The organism is Marivita hallyeonensis (genome assembly GCF_900129875.1).
Taxonomy (GTDB): Bacteria; Pseudomonadota; Alphaproteobacteria; order Rhodobacterales; family Rhodobacteraceae; genus Marivita; species Marivita hallyeonensis.
On the sequence record NZ_FQXC01000007.1, the window covers coordinates 28,025 to 46,795 of the forward strand.

Consider the following 18,771-nt stretch of genomic DNA (forward strand, 5'->3'; position numbering starts at 1 on the left):
TGTTCAGCCTCCGATCGCTGTTGCCGGATCGACCTTTAGCGCAGCGCGGACACCAAGCCCGCTGGCGACGATACAAACCACGATGATAATCCCGCCGAGCGCCGCCGCATTCACCGGCTCCAGCACGACGCGGCGGGGGAAGTAGTCCTTGACCAGGAGGATCAGGATCAGGCCGAAACTCCAGCCAACCATGCCCAAGGCTAGCGATTGTTGCACGATCAGGCTGACGATGGTGCGATCGGGTGCGCCGATCAGCTTCAAGGTGGCTATCTGCTTCAGTTTTTCCATGGTCATCGTGTAGATGATCAGCGCGATCACCACGGCCGAGACCGTCAGCAGAATACCGAGGAACAGGCCGATCTGCCGCTTGGCGCGGTCCACGACCGACCCGATCAGGATCGCCTCCTGCTCTGCCTGCGTCAGCGCGCCGAGGTGCTTCCATTGGCGAACAGTGGTGGCGACACCCAGCGGATCGGCCGCGGGTTCGAGCCGCGCGATGACCGCCGCAACGGTGTCGGCGCTTTCCAGCAAACCGGCGCCCCGGGCGGTCTGGATCCGCTGGGCCGGCGGGGCAAGTTGCGATTGCAGGATTTGCGCATTTGGAAGCGTGATGAACGCGGCAGGGTCGCCGCCCGAATTCATCGTATCCTCGACGAGGCCAACGACAGCAAAGCTGTTGCGGCCGAGGCGGATGCGGTCGCCGACCACAAGCCCGGTCTGCCGGTCGGCCACTAGTTCGAAATGGGTCTGCGTGATACCGCGCCCCTCGGCAATTGCCTGCGGCCCGCCGGGGCGCCCTGGCTCATAGCCGATGACATACAGGCGCAGTGTGTCGCCCGCATGGCGCGCCTCGACGGTCTGGTAGGTGATGCTGCCCGCTTCTGCCACGCCATGCAGCCGGGCGACGGCATCACGCGTGCTGCCGGGGATCTTTGAGGCCTCCGCAAATGGGCCTTGCGTGCCCGATTCCACCACCCAAAGATCGGCTTGCGGTGCCTTCACGATATTTAATGCGTCGGCGACCAGACCATTGTAGATCCCGATCATCGCCAGCACGACCGCCATCAGCAGACTGAGGCCAAGACAGGTCAGCACAAATCGAAACAGGTTGTGACGCACATCGCGGTAGGCGAGGTTCATGATGCCCCTCCCCCCAAGACACGCGCCATCCGCCCTTCGGACAGGCCTTTCGCGGGAGCCGAGACCACCTGGTCACCCTCGGCCAGTCCGCTCACGATCTCCAGCCGTGCGTCTTCCGTGCGGTGGCCGAACACCGCAGAAACCTCGGTCAGTTTCTCGTCCCGCACCACCCAGACGCGGCCCTGGTGCCCATCGAAACCGCTGACGGCAATCTCGGGCACAAGGAAGGCTTCGGTCAGAAGAGCGACGGTGATCCTGACTTCGGCCTGTTCTCCCAGATAGACTTGCGGCGGACAGCGGTCGCAGGCGATCCAGACGCGCCGCTCCTCGTTGACGCGATCACTCTCGATACCGATCCGCGCCACCGTGCCGCTAAAGACCTCGTGTGGCAGCGACCGCAGCCGAACTTCTGCCGACTGGCCCAAGGCAATGGCACCGGCACGCGCTTCGTCGACATAAGCCAGTGTCCAAACGGTTGTGGGGTCCATCAGCGTGAAAATCGGCTCGCCCGCACGCACGACCGTGCCCGCCTCGACATGTCGATCAACGACAATCGCGTCGAAGGGTGCCCTCAGAACATGATGATCGAGGAGCGCTTGCTCGTAGCGCAATGCAGCTTCGGCATCGGCACGTTGTGCCAGCGCGACCGCGATATCGCTTTCGGCCACGGCAAGCTCCGCGGCCGCGACGTCCACGTCGCGCTGCGCTTCCTCCGCTCTTTGCGCAGAGATCGTGTTGCGGACGGCCAAGGCTTGTTGACGGGTATTGGTCGCCTCACGCTGTGCAAGAACGGCACGTGCACGCACGACGTTCGCGCGGGTTCGTCCAAGTGTCGCGTCCGCCGCTTCGGCGGATGCGGCGGCACGTGCCACCCGGGCCTCCTGTTCGGCGGCGTGCAGTCGCGCCAGTATCTGACCCCGCGCAACGGCATCGCCATTATCGACCTCCAGACCGGTCAAGGCGGCGCCAACCTCGAACCCGATCCGGGAAACGATGCGCGCCTCCACCGTGCCAAGTCCGTAGATCCGGACCGGAACATCCCGATCGATGGTGACCACCTGCACCGCGATGGGGCGTTCGGTCAGAAAGAACCAACCGGCCATGACGATCAATGCGATGACGGCAATGGCAACGAGGCTTCGGCGTGTTCTGCGTTTCATGAGCTTGGCTCCCCGTCTGGGGCGCCCCGAAACAGGCGCATCTGCGCGTCGAGAAGTCGCTCGCCCTCTGTCGCAAGCGGGAACGAGCGGTCGCCGAGTGACCAACGCAGCGCCATCCCCTGAATCAGCGAAATCAACAGGACCGCGGCATCTTCCGGGACAAGATCGGAGCGAACGCGCCCCGTATCACGGGCGCGGGTGAGCTCTGCCTGCAGCAGTCCCTGAAACCGCGTCATCAGTACGCGGAAACTCTGCCGCAGATCGCTGTTTTCGGTTTGCAATTCGTGTGAATGCAGGATCGCGGGGATCGCGGGATTGGCTTCGATCTGGCGAAATTGAACGAGAACGAGCGCGACCAGCTGTCGATCCGGCTCACGCTCTTTCGCCAGTGCTCCCTGCCATGCGTTTGTCATCCTTTCAGTGATGACCTCTGCCACCGCTTGCCAAAGGGCCTGTTTCGTCGGGAAATGTCGGAAGATCGCGGGTTGGGTCAGCCCAACGGCATCCGCGACTGCCTGGGTCGTCAGCCGGTCCGGCCCAAGCTCATCAGCCAACCTCAGGGCGGTTGCAACGATCTCTGCCTTGCGATCATCGGCGGATTTGCGCGGCATTTCCGTTGTCCTAAGTTAGTTATCTATTACTAACTAATATCTCTCCTTTCGTTCTTCAAGTGCCGTTCTGCGGCCCCCCGCCCGGAGGACCTGACGTTCATCAGACCGCCACTGCATGCCGCGCGATATTGGTCGCAAGATAGGCATCAAAGACTGCTGCAACCACTCGCACAACCGGCGCGCCTTCCTTGGTCATAGAGATCCGGCCAGCACGGCGCGCAATCAGTCCGTCCGCTTCGAGCGTGGCCAACTCCTGCTCATGGATGTGATACCAATTCTGCGAGACACCGGCCCGCAGGGCCGCCGCATCAAGATCAACTTCGCCGGTACACATCAGCCGGTCGATCACATGGCCCCGCAAAGTATCATCCTGGCTCAGGGCGACGCCCTTGGCGACCGGCAAAACACCGGCGTCGATGGACCGTGCCCAAGCACCGGTTTCCGACAGGTTCTGCACATATCCCGAAGGGGTGCGACCGATGGATGTCGATCCAACCCCGAGCATGGTTTCGGCACGATCCGTGGTATAGCCTTGGAAATTGCGCCGCAGGGTGCCTGCCTTGGCGGCTTTCGCCATGGAATCGTTTGGAAGTGCGAAATGATCCAGTCCGATGGCGACGTACCCCGCCTCGACCAGCGCGCTGGCGGCCGATTGTGATTGTCGAAGCCGTTCTGCGCTCCCCGGCAGCGCGGTTTCATCGATCAGTCGCTGTTTCTTGGCCATCCAAGGCACATGTGCATAGCCGAAGAGCGCAATCCGGTCCGGGCGCATGTCGATGCAGAGGCGGATCGTTTCCAGCAGCGTGGCGACAGTCTGGTGCGGCAGGCCGTAGATCAAATCGAAGTTGATGCCCGCCACCCCTGCCCGGCGCAACTCTTCGACCGAATGGCGCACCATTTCGGGTGGCTGGACGCGATTAATGGCTTTCTGAACCTTCGGATCGAATTCCTGCACGCCGAAACTGGCGCGGGTGAAGCCCAACTGTCCGATCCGCCGGATCATTTCATCCGTGAGCGTGCGCGGATCGCTCTCGATGGCAAGTTCGGCGTCAGCGGTGATGTCGAAATTGTCCCGGACGCTCTGCATCGCGCGCTCCAGATCATCCGGCACCAGCGCCGTCGGTGTCCCCCCACCCCAATGCAGATGAGAAATCGACATGCGGTCCGGCAATTGTTTGGCCAGAAGACGGATTTCCTGGTTGAGCGTCTGCGCGTATTGCGCGACAGGCGCATCTTTTCGGGCCAACTTCATGTTGCACCCGCAATACCAGCAAAGCTCGCGGCAATAGGGAACGTGCAAATAGAGAGATACGGGTTCCTTTGGAGAGAGCGAGGAGAGCCAGTTGGCGTAATCCGCTGGCCTTACCGCCTTGGAGAAGTGCGGGGCAGTCGGATAACTCGTGTAGCGCGGTACATTGCGGCTCATGTAGGTTTTCAGCGTGTCCGTCATTGATGTTCCGATCTGCTCCGATCATGCCCCGACTTGATTCCGGGAAAAAATGTCGCGCGATTGTTGCCTGTCTTCCAAAAGCCATTTCAATCAGCTCATGTTCTGATCATTCTCACCGACAACCCTTGATCCGTCCTTGACCGAGATCACAGATGCGGCGTGAAAGGTCTCAGGCCACATCCCGTTCCTTGTTCAACACAGTTTGTAGCCAACGGACCAAGTCCTCCAGGGAAGGCTCGAGCTCTGTTGCTTCAGGGCCCACGAAGTCTTGAAAGGCCTCCAAGTTTAATGCGTTGACCCCAACAAGAACGGGCATATCGCGCGCAATGGCCTCTGCGATCACCGAACGGAACCCCCGACCATCGGCCTCGTGCTTTCCGAACTTGTTCACGATCAGCAGCTCCGGGGTGGCCTCAAGCCCTGTCTCGACCAGTCCAACAGCCGTTTCGAGAGTGGCAGGGTCCAGTCGGCATCCCCTCGCCCCGGCCCCGAGGTTCTGGGAAATTCGCAACACAGGCCCGTCCGGGAGCACCTTGACATCCATGTCACACGGATGCGCGCCACAATCCGTGTTGATCTGAACCGTGCCGCATGTGCGATACCCGTCAGACGCGAGGTGTTGCGCCAAAGTGAAAAGCAACTGATCGGTATCACCGCGCCCAAGGCCCATCGTATAAGCAATCTTCATGGTCTTTCTTCCTTTATCAATCACGGAAGGGCTGGAACTCGACCAGCGCACCTTCCGGCAGAACTTCAACTTCCGACGGAATCAAAATGACGCCATCTGCTGCGGGAAGCCGCGCCACGCGGCCGGAATGGGTGGTCTTGTCAAAGCGGACGATCTCACGGCCTGTGCTGTCGAAACCTGAGATTTCCGCGAGCCGCACTTCGCATCGCCCGTAGCTGTGGCGCAACTCCTGTGACAGCACCACATGACGGCGGTCGGGCGATGACGCGCTGTTCCCGGCAAGGGACTGGCAAAGCACCGTTCCGAAAAGCTGCCAGGTGACGAATGCGGAGAGCGGATTGCCTGGCAGCCCCAGCCAATGCGCCTGTCCCAAACGACCGTACGAGACCGGCTTGCCGGGTTTTATCGCAACGCCGCTGAACACCATATCCAGACCAAGATCACTCAAGGCGGGTTTGACATGATCTTCCTCACCCACCGATATCCCGCCGGTGGTGACGATCAGGTCGACCTCGTCAGCAAGCGCGCTGAGCTGCTGCCGCAGAGCTGCGCGATTGTCCCGAAACCCCAGGACATCGACCAATTCGATCTCCGGAGCAGGGATCAGAGCGCTTAGCATCGGCGTATTCACATCCCAGATGCCGCCAGAGCTCAATGTCCGGCCGGGGGAATTCACTTCATCACCGGTGACAACAAGCGCAACCCGAAGCCGACGGCGCACGCAAACGGTTGCCCGCCCTGCTGCCGCGCAGGCTGCGATATCACGCCCCGTCAGGGTGCGGCCCGCAGGGACAACCATGTCGCCCGCCGCCATGTCCTCGCCCTTGCGCCGGACATGCGCGCCTGCCAGAATCTCATGCGAAACGATAATGGTGTTTTCTGTGCGTCGGACGTTTTCCTGCATCACGACCGCATCCGCACCATCGGGCATCAGAGCGCCTGTAAAGATCTGTGCTGCCGCGCCCATCGGCAGCGGTTCCGAGCCGCGCTGCCCTGCCGGAATGCGGGTGACAACGGGAAGCCGCCACGGTCCCGGCCCGACCAGGCAGGCCGTGTTCAGCGCAAACCCGTCCATCGCGGCATTGTCAAACGGGGGTGCGGCCGCGATTGCAGCAATAGGTTCGGCCAGAGTTCGGCCACGCGCCCCGGCAAGCGCCACCTCTTCGGACTCCCGAACGTGTCCCGCGTTCCGCAAAATCTGCGCAACCGCTTCATCGATTGATATCAAATCCCCCGGCTGATCAGCAGTGCCGCATCCGCACCCCTGCTCTTCGATCCTCGTGAGAACAGTCATTTTGCAGCCTCCTGTTGGAAATGCCCCGGGCCCACAGTGCTGTCGAGATCGCGCAACCGCCCGTCCTTCAGGCCATAGATGAGCCCGTGAATGCGGATGTTGGCTTTTGCGCGCCAAGCTCTCTGCATGATCGGCGTTTCCGCAATACGCCGAACCCCTTCGATGACGTTGAATTCGGCCAGCCTGTCTTGCTTTGCTTCCGCGCAATCCTCCCGCGCGAGGTCCACGGCGTAGGCGCGGGCCAGGCGGCGGATCGGCTCCAACCAATGGTCGGCCAGGCCATGCGGTAGGTCCTCCGTGGCGGCCTTCACGCCGCCGCAGCCATAATGGCCACAGACAATGATCTCGCGAACACGCAACGCATCGACGGCAAACTCAAGCGCCGAAAGCATGTTCATGTCGCTCGAGTGGATCACATTGGCCACATTGCGATGGACAAACACTTCGCCGGGATCCAGCCCGGCGACGACATTGGCAGGCACTCTGCTGTCAGAGCAGCCGATCCAGAAGAACTCGGGCGATTGCTGTTGTGCCAGCCTCGGGAAGTAACCCGGCTCCTCGGCATTGATCGTGTCAGACCACCGGGCATTCCGCTCCAGAAGATCAGCCAGCATGTTCCGCTCCTTGTTCGGTTGCCTGTCCACGGCGCTCCAACATATGCGCGCGCATCTTTTCGAGATCTGCTTTGGTCAGCCGCGCGCGGGCTAGCGGAAGGAGGATGGCATTCTCGAGGATCAGATGGCGCCGCGCATGCGTGGCGAAGTCCGACATCTTGGCGCAGTCCGTTTCGGACAACGGCTTTTTGCGATCCGCTTGGGCCACGATCAACGCGGCAATAGCCGGGGAATCGCCAATCGCATGGCGGTGATCGGCTTGCAGACGCGTGATCATCTTGTCAATTTCCTCGTCCGGATCGCATCGTTCCAGCATCAAGGGAAAGAGGTCACTCTCCTCGTCCGCAAGATGCTTTGGCAAATCGTCGATCAGGAATGTGCGCATCATTGCGATGTCTTCGTGATCGACCGGTTCTCCCTCCACCATGCGATCGATCAGGGTGCAGACTTCCCGCTCACGCAGGTGGTCTTCGGCCATGAAATCCAATGGATTCTCTAGCGTCACAAGGCGATGTGTTGCGCTGCGTGCCGTGTTCAGACGTCTGTCTCGATCTCGCGCCATCGGTCCTTCCTCCCGTTCAGACCTGCTTCAAATCCGCCCCTTCGATATCTGCGGATTGGACCAACTGGTCGACGAACCGCCGCGCTTCGCGCGCCCATGCGGCCTTTTCGAGCGCCTCCGCAATCCTGGCACGCACCGCAGCCAAGGGGAGAACTTGTCCCAAGGCCAGAGCGTCCATGCGAATGATGTGGTACCCGTGCCGTGTCAGGACCGGTTCGGATGTGACCTCCCCCTCAGCCAGAGTGCGCAGTGCGGCCTCGAATTCCGGAACTGTATCTCCCGGACCCAATTGGCCTAAAGCTCCGCCCGAGGATTTCGACCCACAGTCACTTTCGCGGGCGGCCAGGGCGGCAAATGCTTTCGGATCGTTTGACGCGATGTCCAACAGTTTTTTGGCGCGGTTCAACGCACGGTCTCGGGCTTCCGCGTCTCTTGGATCACAGGCAATGAGAATATGTGACACCTCCCAAAGTGGCGGGGACCGAAAGCGCGAGGGATCCTTGCTCCACTCGGCCTCGATTGCAGCGTCATCGGGGGCTCCGACATCGATGGCCTCTTCGAGGAGGCCCCGTATCCGGGCCTCCTCGTCGGTCTCGAAACGGCCCGGCCCCACCTCCTGCGGGTCAGCGGCAATGCCGCGTGATCGGGCTTCCTGCAGAAGCAGCGTTCGGATCGCAACTGCGTTGGCCGCTTTCCGCCAGGCAATTCCGGGCTTGCCCTTTGGGGCGTCCTGGTTCTGCGTTTCTGCGGCGACGAGCGTGTGCGGCACATGCTCGCCGTTCACGATCAGATCGGGAAACATTGCTGCATTCATGATCCCTACTCCGCCGGCGTTGCTTTGGGCGCAGCGCGCTTGGGCAGTGGTTTCTGCCGCCGCGAGCGCACCAATTGGTATCCGGGGCGCAACAGGTACCGGAACGGCGCGGCAAAACCGGACACCATGTGCACCAGCCGGGTGAACGGAAACAGTGCCGTGATGATGAGCCCGAGGAAGATGTGCAGTTTGTAGAGCCAGTGCACGTCAACCACCATGGCCCAGGCGTTCAGGTTCCATGACACGATGCTCTGCGACCAGGTCATGAAACGCACCATCTCTGCGCCATCCATGTGTTGCAGGGTCTGCGTGATGGTCAGAAGGCCGATCACCAGCTGCCACCAGATCAATACCATGATAATGATGTCAGCCCAGCTGGATGTCATCCGGATACGGCTGTCGCCCAAGCGGCGATGCAATAGCATTGTCGCACCGATCAATGCAGCGATGCCCGCAGGGCCGCCAATGAGCACGGCCATCCATTGCTTGACCCAGTACGGCACGCCAATCGCGTCCAGCACCCAGACCGGGGTAAAGAGCCCGACCAGATGCCCGAAGAAGACGGTGATGATGCCGACGTGAAACAGGATCGACCCCCAGATCAGTTGCTTGCGACGCAAAAGCTGGCTCGATGAGCTCTTCCACGTGAATTGATCCCGATCGTAGCGGGCGATCGAGCCGACCACGAGGATGGTCAACGCGGCATAGGGCATTATGCCGAAGATGATGAAATCGATATCGAAATTGGCAAACATGGTGCTTTCTCCCTATTCGGCCGCGTGGTGCGGTGCGGGATTGACGGGTGTGTCCATGCGCGAAAGCATGTCACGAACTTGCGGGCACCCCGCATTCGGGTCTGGGCCGAAAAGCACTTCGCTTTCTTCCCAAACCTCGTCGAGGGCCTCCAGATCGGAAGGATCGTCATCGGGCTGCGCCAGCATCTCGGCCACTGCGCCCTGGTCGGCCTTTGCGCCTGCCAGCTGCAAGAGGCTGGCAAACACAGCACCGTAGTTGCTTTCCCGCCGGCCAAGTCGTGCGTTCAACGCCTCAAAGATATGGGCTGCATCCGCGAGAATGTCCTGTGCTTCCGAGAAGGGACGCGTCGACAGGAATTCCAGCAGGACCGGCAGGTGATCAGGCAGTTCCGATGTATTCGGCTCGAAGCCGCCCGCGCGATAGGTCTCGATCAGAGACACCATCGCCCCGCCCCGGTCCCGGCTTTCGCCGTGGACATGCTCGAAGAGGTTGAGCGACAGGGTCCGCGATCGGTCGAAGAGCAGCACGAACTGTTCTTCGAGGTCATAGATGTCGCGCCCGCCAAGCTCCTCCACCAGCGGGCGCAACGCCCGACGGGCTGCTGCTGTCAAACGCGTGTCCGAGGCCAGAACGGCGCCGATCTCGGGCATGGCATGCTGCAGCTCGCGTGTCGGGTAGCTCAGAATGAGCGAGAGTGCTTTCAAAGTCCGGTCCATATCACATCGCCTCCGTGGGCATCTTGAGGGGCCTTTTGGAACCACCGAAGAGGGAACCCTTGGTTGATCCGCCGCCGCATCCATTGGTGTCGGTAAAGCCGCAGCCGCCACGCAGGTCATAGGCTTCTTCGACCTGCTCGCGGTGCGTGGTCGGGATGACGAACCGGTCTTCGTAATCTGCAAGGGCCATGATTTTATACATGTCCTCGATTACGCGACCGCTCAGGCCGACGCGGGCCGCAATGGCCTCGTCGATCACACCCTCGATGGTCTTGGTCCGCATGTAGGACCGCATGGCCAGCATACGCTCCAGCGCGTGCACCACCGGCTCTTCGTCTCCGGCCGTCAGCATGTTGGCGAGGTATTTCACCGGAATGCGCAGGTTCTTGACGTCGGGCATGCCACCATCGGTCCCGATCGCCCCGGCTTCCGCCGCGTTCTGGATCGGGCTGAGTGGCGGGATGTACCACACCATTGGCAGCGTCCGGTATTCGGGATGCAGCGGGAAGGCGACCTTCCACTCCATTGCCATCTTCCAGATCGGGCTTTCCTGCGCGGCCTTGATCCAATCCTCGGGAATGCCGTCGGCACGGGCCGTCTCAATAACCACCGGGTCTCTGGGGTCGAGGAAGACACCAAGCTGCGCATCATAGAGATCCTGTTCGTTCTCCATGTTGGCCGCATCTTCGATCTTGTCGGCATCATAGAGCATGACGCCGAGGTAGCGGATGCGCCCAACGCAGGTTTCCGAGCAGACAGTCGGGTTGCCGCTTTCGATCCGCGGATAGCACAGGGTGCATTTTTCGGATTTCCCGGATTCCCAGTTGTAGTAGATCTTCTTGTAGGGACAGCCCGAGACGCACATCCGCCAGCCCCGGCACTTCTCCTGGTCAATCAGGACGATGCCGTCCTCCTCGCGCTTGTAGATCGCACCCGATGGACACGAGGACGCGCAGGCCGGGTTAAGGCAGTGTTCGCACAAGCGGGGGAGATACATCATGAAGGTGTTCTCGTATTCCCCGTAAATCTCCTTCTGGATGCCTTCGAAGTTATAGTCCTCGGACCGTTTGGAGAATTCGCCGCCCAGGATTTCTTCCCAGTTCGGACCTTTCTCGATCTTCTCCATACGCTCGCCGGTGATCTTGGAGCGGGGACGTGCCGTCGGAAACGCCTCCATCTCGGGGGCGGATTTCAGATGATCGTAGTCGAAGTCGAACGGCTCATAATAGTCGTCGATTTCCGGCATGGATGGGTTGGCGAAAATGTTGGACAGGATGCGCCACTTGCTGCCCTGCTTAGGCTGCAGTTTGCCTGCCTTGGTCCGTTCCCAGCCGCCTTTCCAACGCTTCTGGTTTTCCCAATCCGTCGGATAACCTGTGCCCGGTTTCGTTTCCACGTTGTTGAACCAAGCGTATTCAACGCCATCCCGGCTCGTCCAGACGTTCTTGCAGGTGACAGAACAGGTGTGGCACCCGATACATTTGTCGAGGTTCAGCACCATGCCGATTTGTGCGCGGATTCTCATGTCGTGGCCTCCTGTGCAGGCGCTTTCCAGCTCTCTTCGCGGTCGAGCCAGTCAACTTTCTTCATTTTGCGGATGACCACGAGCTCGTCCCGGTTCGCGCCCACGGTGCCGTAATAGTTGAAGCCGTAGGATTGCTGGGCGTAGCCGCCGATCATATGGGTGGGTTTCAGGACCGTTCGGGTGACCGAATTGTGGATCCCTCCCCGGTGTCCGGTCTTCTCGGACCCCGGTGTGTTCACGATCTTTTCTTGAGCGTGATACATGAAGGTCGTGCCTTCCTTGATCCGTTGGGACACAACCGCTCGAGCGGTCAACGCGCCGTTGGTGTTGTAGACCTCGATCCAGTCGTTATCGACGATACCGGCGGATTTGGCGTCCACTTCGGAGATCCAGACCACCGGCCCGCCCCTGTTCAGCGTCAGCATCAACAGGTTGTCGGTATAGGTGGAGTGGATGCCCCATTTCTGGTGGGGTGTGATGAAGTTCAGCACAAGGGTGTCACCTTCGTCCTGCACCTCCTTGGTGATCGTCTTGAGGTCGATCGGAGGTCGATAGGACATGAGCCCTTCGCCGAAGGCCAACATCCACAGGTGATCCTGGTAGAGCTGTTGCCGTCCTGTCAGTGTCCGCCAGGGGATCAGTTCATGAACGTTGGTATAGCCTGCGTTGTAGCTGACCTTCTCGCTCTCGATCCCTGACCATGTCGGGCTCGAGATGATCTTGCGCGGCTGTGCGGCGATGTCGTGAAAGCGGATCTTCTGGTGATGCTCACCTTCGGCCAGATGCGCGTGTTCGCGACCTGTCGCCTTGCCTAGCGCTTCCCAGGCTTTCACGGCCACGTTGCCATTGGTTTCTGGGGCCAGCATCAGGATGACCTCGCAGGCATCGATCGCACTGTCGATCTTCGGCCGTCCGGCCGCGGCTCCGTCCAACTGCAGGCCGTTCAATGCCGCTAGGTTGTCGATTTCCTCCTCCGTGTTCCAGGTGATCCCCTTGCCGCCGTTGCCCAGCTTGTCGAGCGCGGGTCCAAGCGCCGTGAAACGATCATAGATCGCGGTGTAGTCGCGTTCGACCGCCACGTAAGCCGGCGCCGTCTTGCCGGGGATCAGGTCGCATTCGCCTTTCTTCCAGTCCTTCACCTGGTCCTGTGCAATCTCGGCAGGGGTGTCATGCAGGATCGGGAGAGCGACGATGTCGGTCTCCTTGCCCAGATAGCCCGGCACGATCTCCTGGAACTTCTTGGCGATGGCCTTGAAGATCTCCCAGTCGGATTTGCTTTCATAGGCTGGGTCCACGGCCGCCTGCAGCGGGTGGATGAAGGGGTGCATGTCCGACGTGTTCATGTCGTCCTTTTCGTACCAACTGGCCGTCGGCAGAACGATGTCGGAGTAGACCGCCGTGGTGCTCATCCGGAAGTCGATGGTCACCAGCAGGTCCAGCTTGCCGCGCGGCGCGTCTTGATGCCACTTGGCTTCCTTGGGCAATTGGCGACCGTCTTCGCCCAGGTCCTTGCCCATAACGCCGTGGTCGGTGCCGAGCAGGTGCTTGAGGAAGTATTCATGGCCCTTGCCGGAGGAGCCCAGCAGGTTGGAGCGCCAGACAAACAGGTTGCGTGGCCAGTTGGCGGGGTTGTCCGGGTCCTCGCAGGACATTTCCAGATCGCCCGACTTGAGGTTCTCGGCCACATAAGCCGGGATTTCCTTGCCCGCTTCCTTCGCGGCCTTTGCGACCTCCAGCGGGTTTGTCTTGAGCTGTGGTGCCGAGGGCAACCAGCCCATGCGTTCCGCACGGATGTTGTAATCGATCAGGCTGATGTCCCAATCCCCCTCGGGGGCGGTCGGTGACAATATCTCCGAGGCCTCAAGCGTCTCGTAGCGCCACTGGTCGGTATGGGCATACCACGCGCTGGTCGAGTTCATGTGGCGTGGCGGACGGTTCCAGTCGAGCGCAAAGGCCAGAGGTTGCCAGCCAGTCTGCGGGCGCAGTTTTTCCTGCCCCACGTAATGCGCCCAACCACCACCGGACTGGCCGACGCAGCCGCACATCACCAGCATGTTGATGACACCGCGATAATTCATGTCCATGTGGAACCAGTGGTTCATCGCGGCCCCGATGATGATCATCGACTTGCCTTGTGTCTTCTCGGCGTTGTCCGCGAATTCCCGAGCGACATGGATGATCTTATCGGCCGGAACCCCGGTGATCTTTTCTGCCCAGGCAGGGGTGCCGGGCATGTCATTGGCATAGTCCGAGGTGACCCAGTCCCCGCCCAGTCCACGATCCAGACCGTAGTTGGCGCAGAACAGATCGAAAACCGTGGCCACGGAAATCTCGCCATCCGCCGTCTTGATCTTCTTGACGGGGATGTTGCGGGTCAGCACGTTGGGGTGATCGGCGTCGGTCGCAAACTGACCGTACGCCTCCCCGCCAAAATAGGGGAAATCAACGCCGACCACATCGTCATGGTCTTCGTCGAGAACGAAGGACATCTTCAGGCTGGTGTCCGCCTCGTGTGCCTTTTCTTCGAGGTTCCACTCCCCGTCTTCGCCCCAACGATAGCCGACCGACCCATTGGGGGCGACAAGCCCCTTGGAGTTCTCGTCATAGGCGACGGTCTTCCATTCGGGGTTGTTCTGTTCTCCGAGCTTGCCGTCCAGATCGTCGGCGCGCAGAAAGCGGCCCGGGACGAGCTTGCCGTTGCGTTCGTCCAGTCTCACCAGCATCGGGAAGTCGGAGTACTTGCGGGTATATTCTTCGAAATATTCGCACTGCTGGTCGAGGTGGAATTCGCGCAGGATGACGTGACCGAAGGCCATGGCCAAGGCTGCATCCGTGCCCTGCTTGGCATTCAGCCAGACATCGCCGAACTTGGCGGCCTCGGAATAGTCGGGGCAGATGACGGCGGATTTGGTGCCCTTGTAGCGGGCCTCGGTATAAAAATGCGCGTCCGGCGTCCGCGTCTGCGGCACGTTTGATCCCCAGAGCAGCAGGTAGCCCGCATTGTACCAGTCGGCACTTTCAGGCACATCCGTCTGCTCGCCCCATGTCATCGGAGAGGCCGGCGGCAGGTCGCAATACCAATCGTAAAACGACATGCAGACGCCGCCCATCAGGCTCAGGTAGCGCGAGCCGGCGGCGTAGCTGACCATCGACATGGCCGGGATCGGGGAGAACCCGAACACGCGGTCGGGGCCGTAGGTCTTGGCGGTGTAGGCGTTGGCAGCCGCCGTGATCTCGGTCGCTTCGTCCCATGTGGCGCGCACGAACCCGCCCTTGCCGCGGGTCTCCACGTAGGAGGCCCGCAGGATCGGATCGGCCTGCAGCTTGGTCCAGGCCTCGATCGGGCTCATGTTTTCGCGCATCTTGCGCCAGATCTTCATCAGCCGTCCGCGGACCAGCGGGTTCTTCACGCGGTTGGCGCTGTAGAGATACCAGCTGTAGCTTGCACCGCGGGCACAGCCGCGCGGTTCATGGTTGGGCAGGTCGGCCCGCGTACGCGGATAATCGGTCTGTTGCGTCTCCCAGGTGACGATGCCGGATTTCACGTAGATCTTCCAGCTGCACGACCCGGTGCAGTTCACCCCATGTGTGGAGCGCACGACCTTATCGTGACGCCAGCGGTTGCGGTACGTATCTTCCCAGTCGCGGTTCTCGCGGGTGACTTTGCCAAAGCCATCGGAAAACTGTTCAAGGTCCCTGGACTGGAGGAAGTTCAATCTGTCGAGCAGGTGGCTCATCTGGCGTCCTTTCTTATTCAGCAGGTTGCGCAGCGGCACCTGTGCCGCGACCGCGTTCAATGTCATAGAGAAGCCCGCCGGGCCGGGTGTAGTAGACCCAGGTCACGACCAGGCAGATCACGTAGAAGCCGAGGAAGGCCCAGAGCGCGCCATTCGGGGCTCCGGTCATGGCAATCGACGTGCCGTAGAGTTTGGGGATGAAGAAGGCCCCGTAAGCCGCGATCGCCGAGGTAAAGGCGATGATGGCAGCGCTTTCGCGTTCGGCCTGCCTACGGCTTGCCACCGCATCGAGTTCCGGCATCAGGCGCGGGATCTCGCGTCCCATGATCGCGGGGATCATCTGGAAGGTGGAGGCGTTGCCCACGCCGGTCAGGAAGAACAGAGCCATGAAGCAGGCAAAGAAGCCCATGAAGCTGCCGCCCTGCCCGTCCGACGGCAGGAAAAAGATCACGCCATAGACCGCAATGATCATACCGAGGAAAGTCCAGAAAGTGACACGCCCGCCGCCGAAACGGTCGCTGATCCAGCCCGTGCCCGCGCGGCTCAGCGCTCCAACGAGGGGTCCAAGGAACACGTACTGCAATGCATTCACTTCCGGGAACATCAACCGTGTCAGCAGCGGAAACCCGGCCGAGTAGCCGATGAAGCTGCCGAAGGTGCCGGTGTAGAGCACACACATGACCCAGTTGTGGAAGCGGCTGAAGATGATCGCCTGATCGCGGAAGCTGGCCTTGGCGTCGGCAATGTCGTTCATGCCAAGCCAGGCTGCCGCCGTGGCGACGAGGATGAAGGGCACCCAGACAAAGCCTGCGTTCTGCATCCAGAGCTGGCTGCCGTCATCCAGAGTGACGGGCGATCCGCCCATGGCACCGAATACACCGGCGGTGATCACGATCGGCACAAGGAATTGCATGACCGAGACACCGAGGTTGCCGAGACCCGCATTCAGTGCCAGCGCATTCCCCTTCTCTGCTTTCGGGAAGAAATAGGCGATGTTGGCCATGGAGGAGGCGAAGTTGCCGCCACCGAGGCCACACAGAAGCGCGAGCGCGAGGAAGATCAGATAGGGCGTTTCGGGGTTCTGAACGGCATAGCCGATCCCGATGGCCGGTAGCAGCAGCGATGCCGTTGACAGAGTTGTCCAAAGCCTGCCGCCGAAGATCGGCACCATGAAGCTGTAGAAGATGCGCAAAGTCGCGCCCGACAGGCCCGGCAGGGCAGCCAGCCAGAACAACTGGGACGAGGTGAAGTCGAACCCGATGGCGGGCAAGCGGGCCACAACCATCGACCAGACCATCCAGACCGAGAAGGCCAGGAGCAGCGCCGGGATCGAGATCCACAGATTGCGGCGGGCGACGGCGCGCCCTTTCTGCTGCCAGAAGTCGGCGTTCTCGGGCTGCCACTCGGTCAGCGTCCGGGGCATGGCCGTTTTCTCGGGCGAGTGGATCTCCTGCATCTCGGGAAGTTCGGGGAGGGCATCGAGTTCGGGACCATGCGCCGCCCGCTCCATCGCGCGCACCGACAGGTGCATCCAGCCGAGTGCGATCGCGACCAGCGCAAACAGAAGCGCGAAACAGCTTGTGTAAATCCCCGTCAATTCGAGCAGGGCACCAAAGCCGATCGGCAGGACAAATCCCCCGAGGCCGCCGATCATGCCCACAAGACCGCCGACCGCGCCGACATGGTGCGGATAATAAACGGGGATGTGCTTGAACACGGCCGCCTTGCCGAGGCTCATGAAAAAGCCGAGGACAAAGAGCGTGATGATGAACGGCCAGAGCGCCATCTCGGTGGAGAAGGTGATGGCGCCGTCCTTGCCCTGGATGACATAGTCCGTCGGCGGGTACGACAGCATGAAGAGCAGCACCAGGCTGAACCCGAAGGTCCAGTACATGACCGCGCGTGCGCCGAACTTGTCGGAGAGATGTCCGCCATAGGCGCGGAAGAGCGAGGCCGAGAGGGAGAACGCCGCAGCCGCCATACCGGCCGCCCGGACATCAAGCCCGTAGACATCGATCAGGTAGTGCGGCATCCAGAGCGCCAGCGCCACGAAGGCACCGAAGACGAAGAAATAATAGAGCGAAAAGCGCCAGACCTGAAGATTCCGGAGCGGTGCGAACTGCTGCGTGAGGCTCGGCGCCTTGACGCCGGATTGACGCCGCGCCACCAATTCCGGATCGTCCTTGGCGAACAGGAAGAAGATGACGGCCATGATCGCCAGCCCGATCGCCCAGACATGCGCGACGCCCTGCCAGCCGTAAGCCACCATCACAAAGGGAGCGACGAACTTGGTGACTGCGGCCCCCACGTTGCCCGCTCCGAATATGCCGAGTGCCGTCCCCTGATGGCCCGCATCGTAGAACCGAGACACGTAGGCCACGCCGATGATGAAGGAGCCGCCAGCCAAACCGATGCCGAGCGCCGCGACCAGATACATGATGTAGGTTGACGCGAATGTCAGCGCCCATGTGGCCAGCGCCGTCAGCAGCATCTGTGCGGTGAATACCAGACGTCCACCGTATTTCTCGGTCCAGACCCCCAGGAACAGTCGCGAGATCGAGCCGGTCAGGATCGGTGTTGCCACCAACAGGCCGAACTGAGCCTCGTTGAGACCGAGCTCGGCCTTGATGCCGACCCCGATGATCGAAAAAATGGTCCAGACGGCAAAACAGGCTGTGAAGGCGATCGTGCTGAGCGCGAGGGCTCTGTTCTGGTCTGATCTTGGGACGGTTCCGGCACTGTCCATGGCGTGTCCTCCTGGCATCTGTACGGCAAGAATGCCCTTTGCGGGCTTGCGGACAGGAGTGGCGGAGGTCGCGTGAACGGTGCTTGATCTGGATCAATAAAACAGGAAGTTGCTGCGAAATAAATGGGTTATGCAGATTTATCAAATCTGCGCGCGCGGTTATCAAGTCAGGTCCAGCAGAGGTCATACGCTCGATTGACATTTATCAATTAGTAGGAAAACATAAATCAAAAATGAACTGGGGGACACAAAGTATACATGCCTGAGTCTTACAAGGAAGACATCCGCGCGCTCAAGCTGTTCGCGGAGATGGAGGAAGCAAATTTCGATGCCTTGATGCGGGGGGCCTATGTGCAGAATTTCCCGCCACGCATCGATCTAATCCACGAAAAAGACCGGCCTGATTTCCTACATGTCGTTCTGACCGGATCCGTAGATCTTTATTCGTCCTGGAACGGCCGCGAGAGTTCGATGGCCACGGTGCGGCCGATCTCGACCTTCATCCTTGCGGCAACCATCAACAACCTTCCTTATTTGATGTCCGCCCGCACAATGGAAAGAAGCCGTATCGTGTTGCTCCCTTCCACGGACGTGCGGCAAGTCTTTTCCAAGGACCCCGCCTTTGCGCGGGCGATCGTCACTGAACTGGCGCAGTGCTATCGGTCGGTCGTCAAGAACACCAAGGATCTGAAACTGCGCACATCGCTGGAGCGGCTAGCCAATTACATCCTGCGTCAGCAAGCGCGGACCGGATCGACCGAATTCGACCTGACAATGGAGAAAAGGCGCCTGGCCTCCTTTCTCGGCATGACCCCGGAAAACCTGAGCCGCGCCTTCAAAGGCCTGGAGCCCTATGGCGTAAAGGTCTCCTCGAACCATATCACGATCGCCGATCCCGATGACCTTGCCCGGTTCGCAAAGCCCAATCCCCTGATCGATGATCATACAACGTGAGGAA

General features: G+C 60.7%; 15 protein-coding genes. 1 reads left to right on the forward strand and 14 read right to left on the reverse strand.

Annotated elements, in window-relative coordinates:
* Positions 1 to 3: 3 nt before the first annotated feature.
* The 14 genes from BUA42_RS18655 to BUA42_RS18720 form a co-directional block, all read right to left on the reverse strand.
* A complete protein-coding gene (locus BUA42_RS18655; protein WP_072779859.1) occupies positions 4 to 1,140 on the reverse strand; it encodes an ABC transporter permease in 1,137 nt (378 codons plus the stop codon).
* Positions 1,137 to 2,300: an efflux RND transporter periplasmic adaptor subunit gene (locus BUA42_RS18660; RefSeq protein WP_072779860.1), complete on the reverse strand. Its 1,164-nt coding sequence runs from the start codon at positions 2,298 to 2,300 to the stop codon at positions 1,137 to 1,139. Before BUA42_RS18660 ends, BUA42_RS18655 begins: the two co-directional genes overlap by 4 nt.
* Positions 2,297 to 2,911: a TetR/AcrR family transcriptional regulator gene (locus BUA42_RS18665; RefSeq protein ID WP_072779861.1), complete on the reverse strand. Its 615-nt coding sequence runs from the start codon at positions 2,909 to 2,911 to the stop codon at positions 2,297 to 2,299. The genes BUA42_RS18660 and BUA42_RS18665 overlap by 4 nt, the downstream gene beginning before the upstream one ends.
* Positions 2,912 to 3,011: 100 nt before the next feature.
* Positions 3,012 to 4,361, reverse strand: a complete 1,350-nt coding sequence (gene hemN / locus BUA42_RS18670; protein ID WP_072779862.1) for an oxygen-independent coproporphyrinogen III oxidase — start codon at positions 4,359 to 4,361, stop codon at positions 3,012 to 3,014.
* A gap of 169 nt (positions 4,362 to 4,530) precedes the next feature.
* Positions 4,531 to 5,049, reverse strand: a complete 519-nt coding sequence (locus BUA42_RS18675; protein WP_072779863.1) for a DUF2478 domain-containing protein — start codon at positions 5,047 to 5,049, stop codon at positions 4,531 to 4,533.
* A gap of 16 nt (positions 5,050 to 5,065) precedes the next feature.
* Positions 5,066 to 6,343 carry a molybdopterin molybdotransferase MoeA gene (locus BUA42_RS18680; RefSeq protein WP_072779864.1) on the reverse strand — a complete coding sequence of 426 codons (1,278 nt, stop codon included), beginning with the start codon at positions 6,341 to 6,343 and terminating at the stop codon, positions 5,066 to 5,068.
* Positions 6,340 to 6,957, reverse strand: coding sequence for a carbonic anhydrase (locus tag BUA42_RS18685; protein WP_072779865.1), 618 nt, complete (start codon positions 6,955 to 6,957; stop codon positions 6,340 to 6,342). The genes BUA42_RS18680 and BUA42_RS18685 overlap by 4 nt, the downstream gene beginning before the upstream one ends.
* Complete coding sequence (locus BUA42_RS18690; protein WP_072779866.1) at positions 6,947 to 7,519, reverse strand: hemerythrin domain-containing protein; 573 nt, start codon at positions 7,517 to 7,519, stop codon at positions 6,947 to 6,949. The genes BUA42_RS18685 and BUA42_RS18690 overlap by 11 nt, the downstream gene beginning before the upstream one ends.
* 16 nt (positions 7,520 to 7,535) lie before the next feature.
* The gene (locus BUA42_RS18695) at positions 7,536 to 8,333 is read right to left on the reverse strand and encodes a peptidylprolyl isomerase (RefSeq protein ID WP_072779867.1); all 798 of its coding nucleotides are present in this window, start codon (positions 8,331 to 8,333) and stop codon (positions 7,536 to 7,538) included.
* Between the two features lie 5 nt (positions 8,334 to 8,338).
* Complete coding sequence (narI, locus tag BUA42_RS18700) at positions 8,339 to 9,088, reverse strand: respiratory nitrate reductase subunit gamma (protein WP_072779868.1); 750 nt, start codon at positions 9,086 to 9,088, stop codon at positions 8,339 to 8,341.
* A gap of 12 nt (positions 9,089 to 9,100) precedes the next feature.
* The gene (gene narJ / locus BUA42_RS18705; RefSeq protein WP_072779869.1) at positions 9,101 to 9,805 is read right to left on the reverse strand and encodes a nitrate reductase molybdenum cofactor assembly chaperone; all 705 of its coding nucleotides are present in this window, start codon (positions 9,803 to 9,805) and stop codon (positions 9,101 to 9,103) included.
* A 1-nt stretch (position 9,806) separates the two neighbouring features.
* Entirely contained in the window at positions 9,807 to 11,330 is a 1,524-nt protein-coding gene (gene narH, locus BUA42_RS18710) for a nitrate reductase subunit beta (RefSeq protein WP_072779870.1), read from the reverse strand.
* Positions 11,327 to 15,067 (reverse strand): nitrate reductase subunit alpha, encoded by a 3,741-nt coding sequence (locus BUA42_RS18715; protein WP_072779915.1) that lies wholly within the window; start codon positions 15,065 to 15,067, stop codon positions 11,327 to 11,329. Before BUA42_RS18715 ends, narH begins: the two co-directional genes overlap by 4 nt.
* A gap of 13 nt (positions 15,068 to 15,080) precedes the next feature.
* Positions 15,081 to 17,813 carry a nitrate/nitrite transporter gene (locus BUA42_RS18720; protein WP_072779871.1) on the reverse strand — a complete coding sequence of 911 codons (2,733 nt, stop codon included), beginning with the start codon at positions 17,811 to 17,813 and terminating at the stop codon, positions 15,081 to 15,083.
* 258 nt (positions 17,814 to 18,071) lie between these two features.
* On the opposite strand from BUA42_RS18720, the gene BUA42_RS18725 reads away from it, so the two are divergent.
* Positions 18,072 to 18,767 carry a helix-turn-helix domain-containing protein gene (locus BUA42_RS18725; protein ID WP_072779872.1) on the forward strand — a complete coding sequence of 232 codons (696 nt, stop codon included), beginning with the start codon at positions 18,072 to 18,074 and terminating at the stop codon, positions 18,765 to 18,767.
* Positions 18,768 to 18,771: the final 4 nt, after the last annotated feature.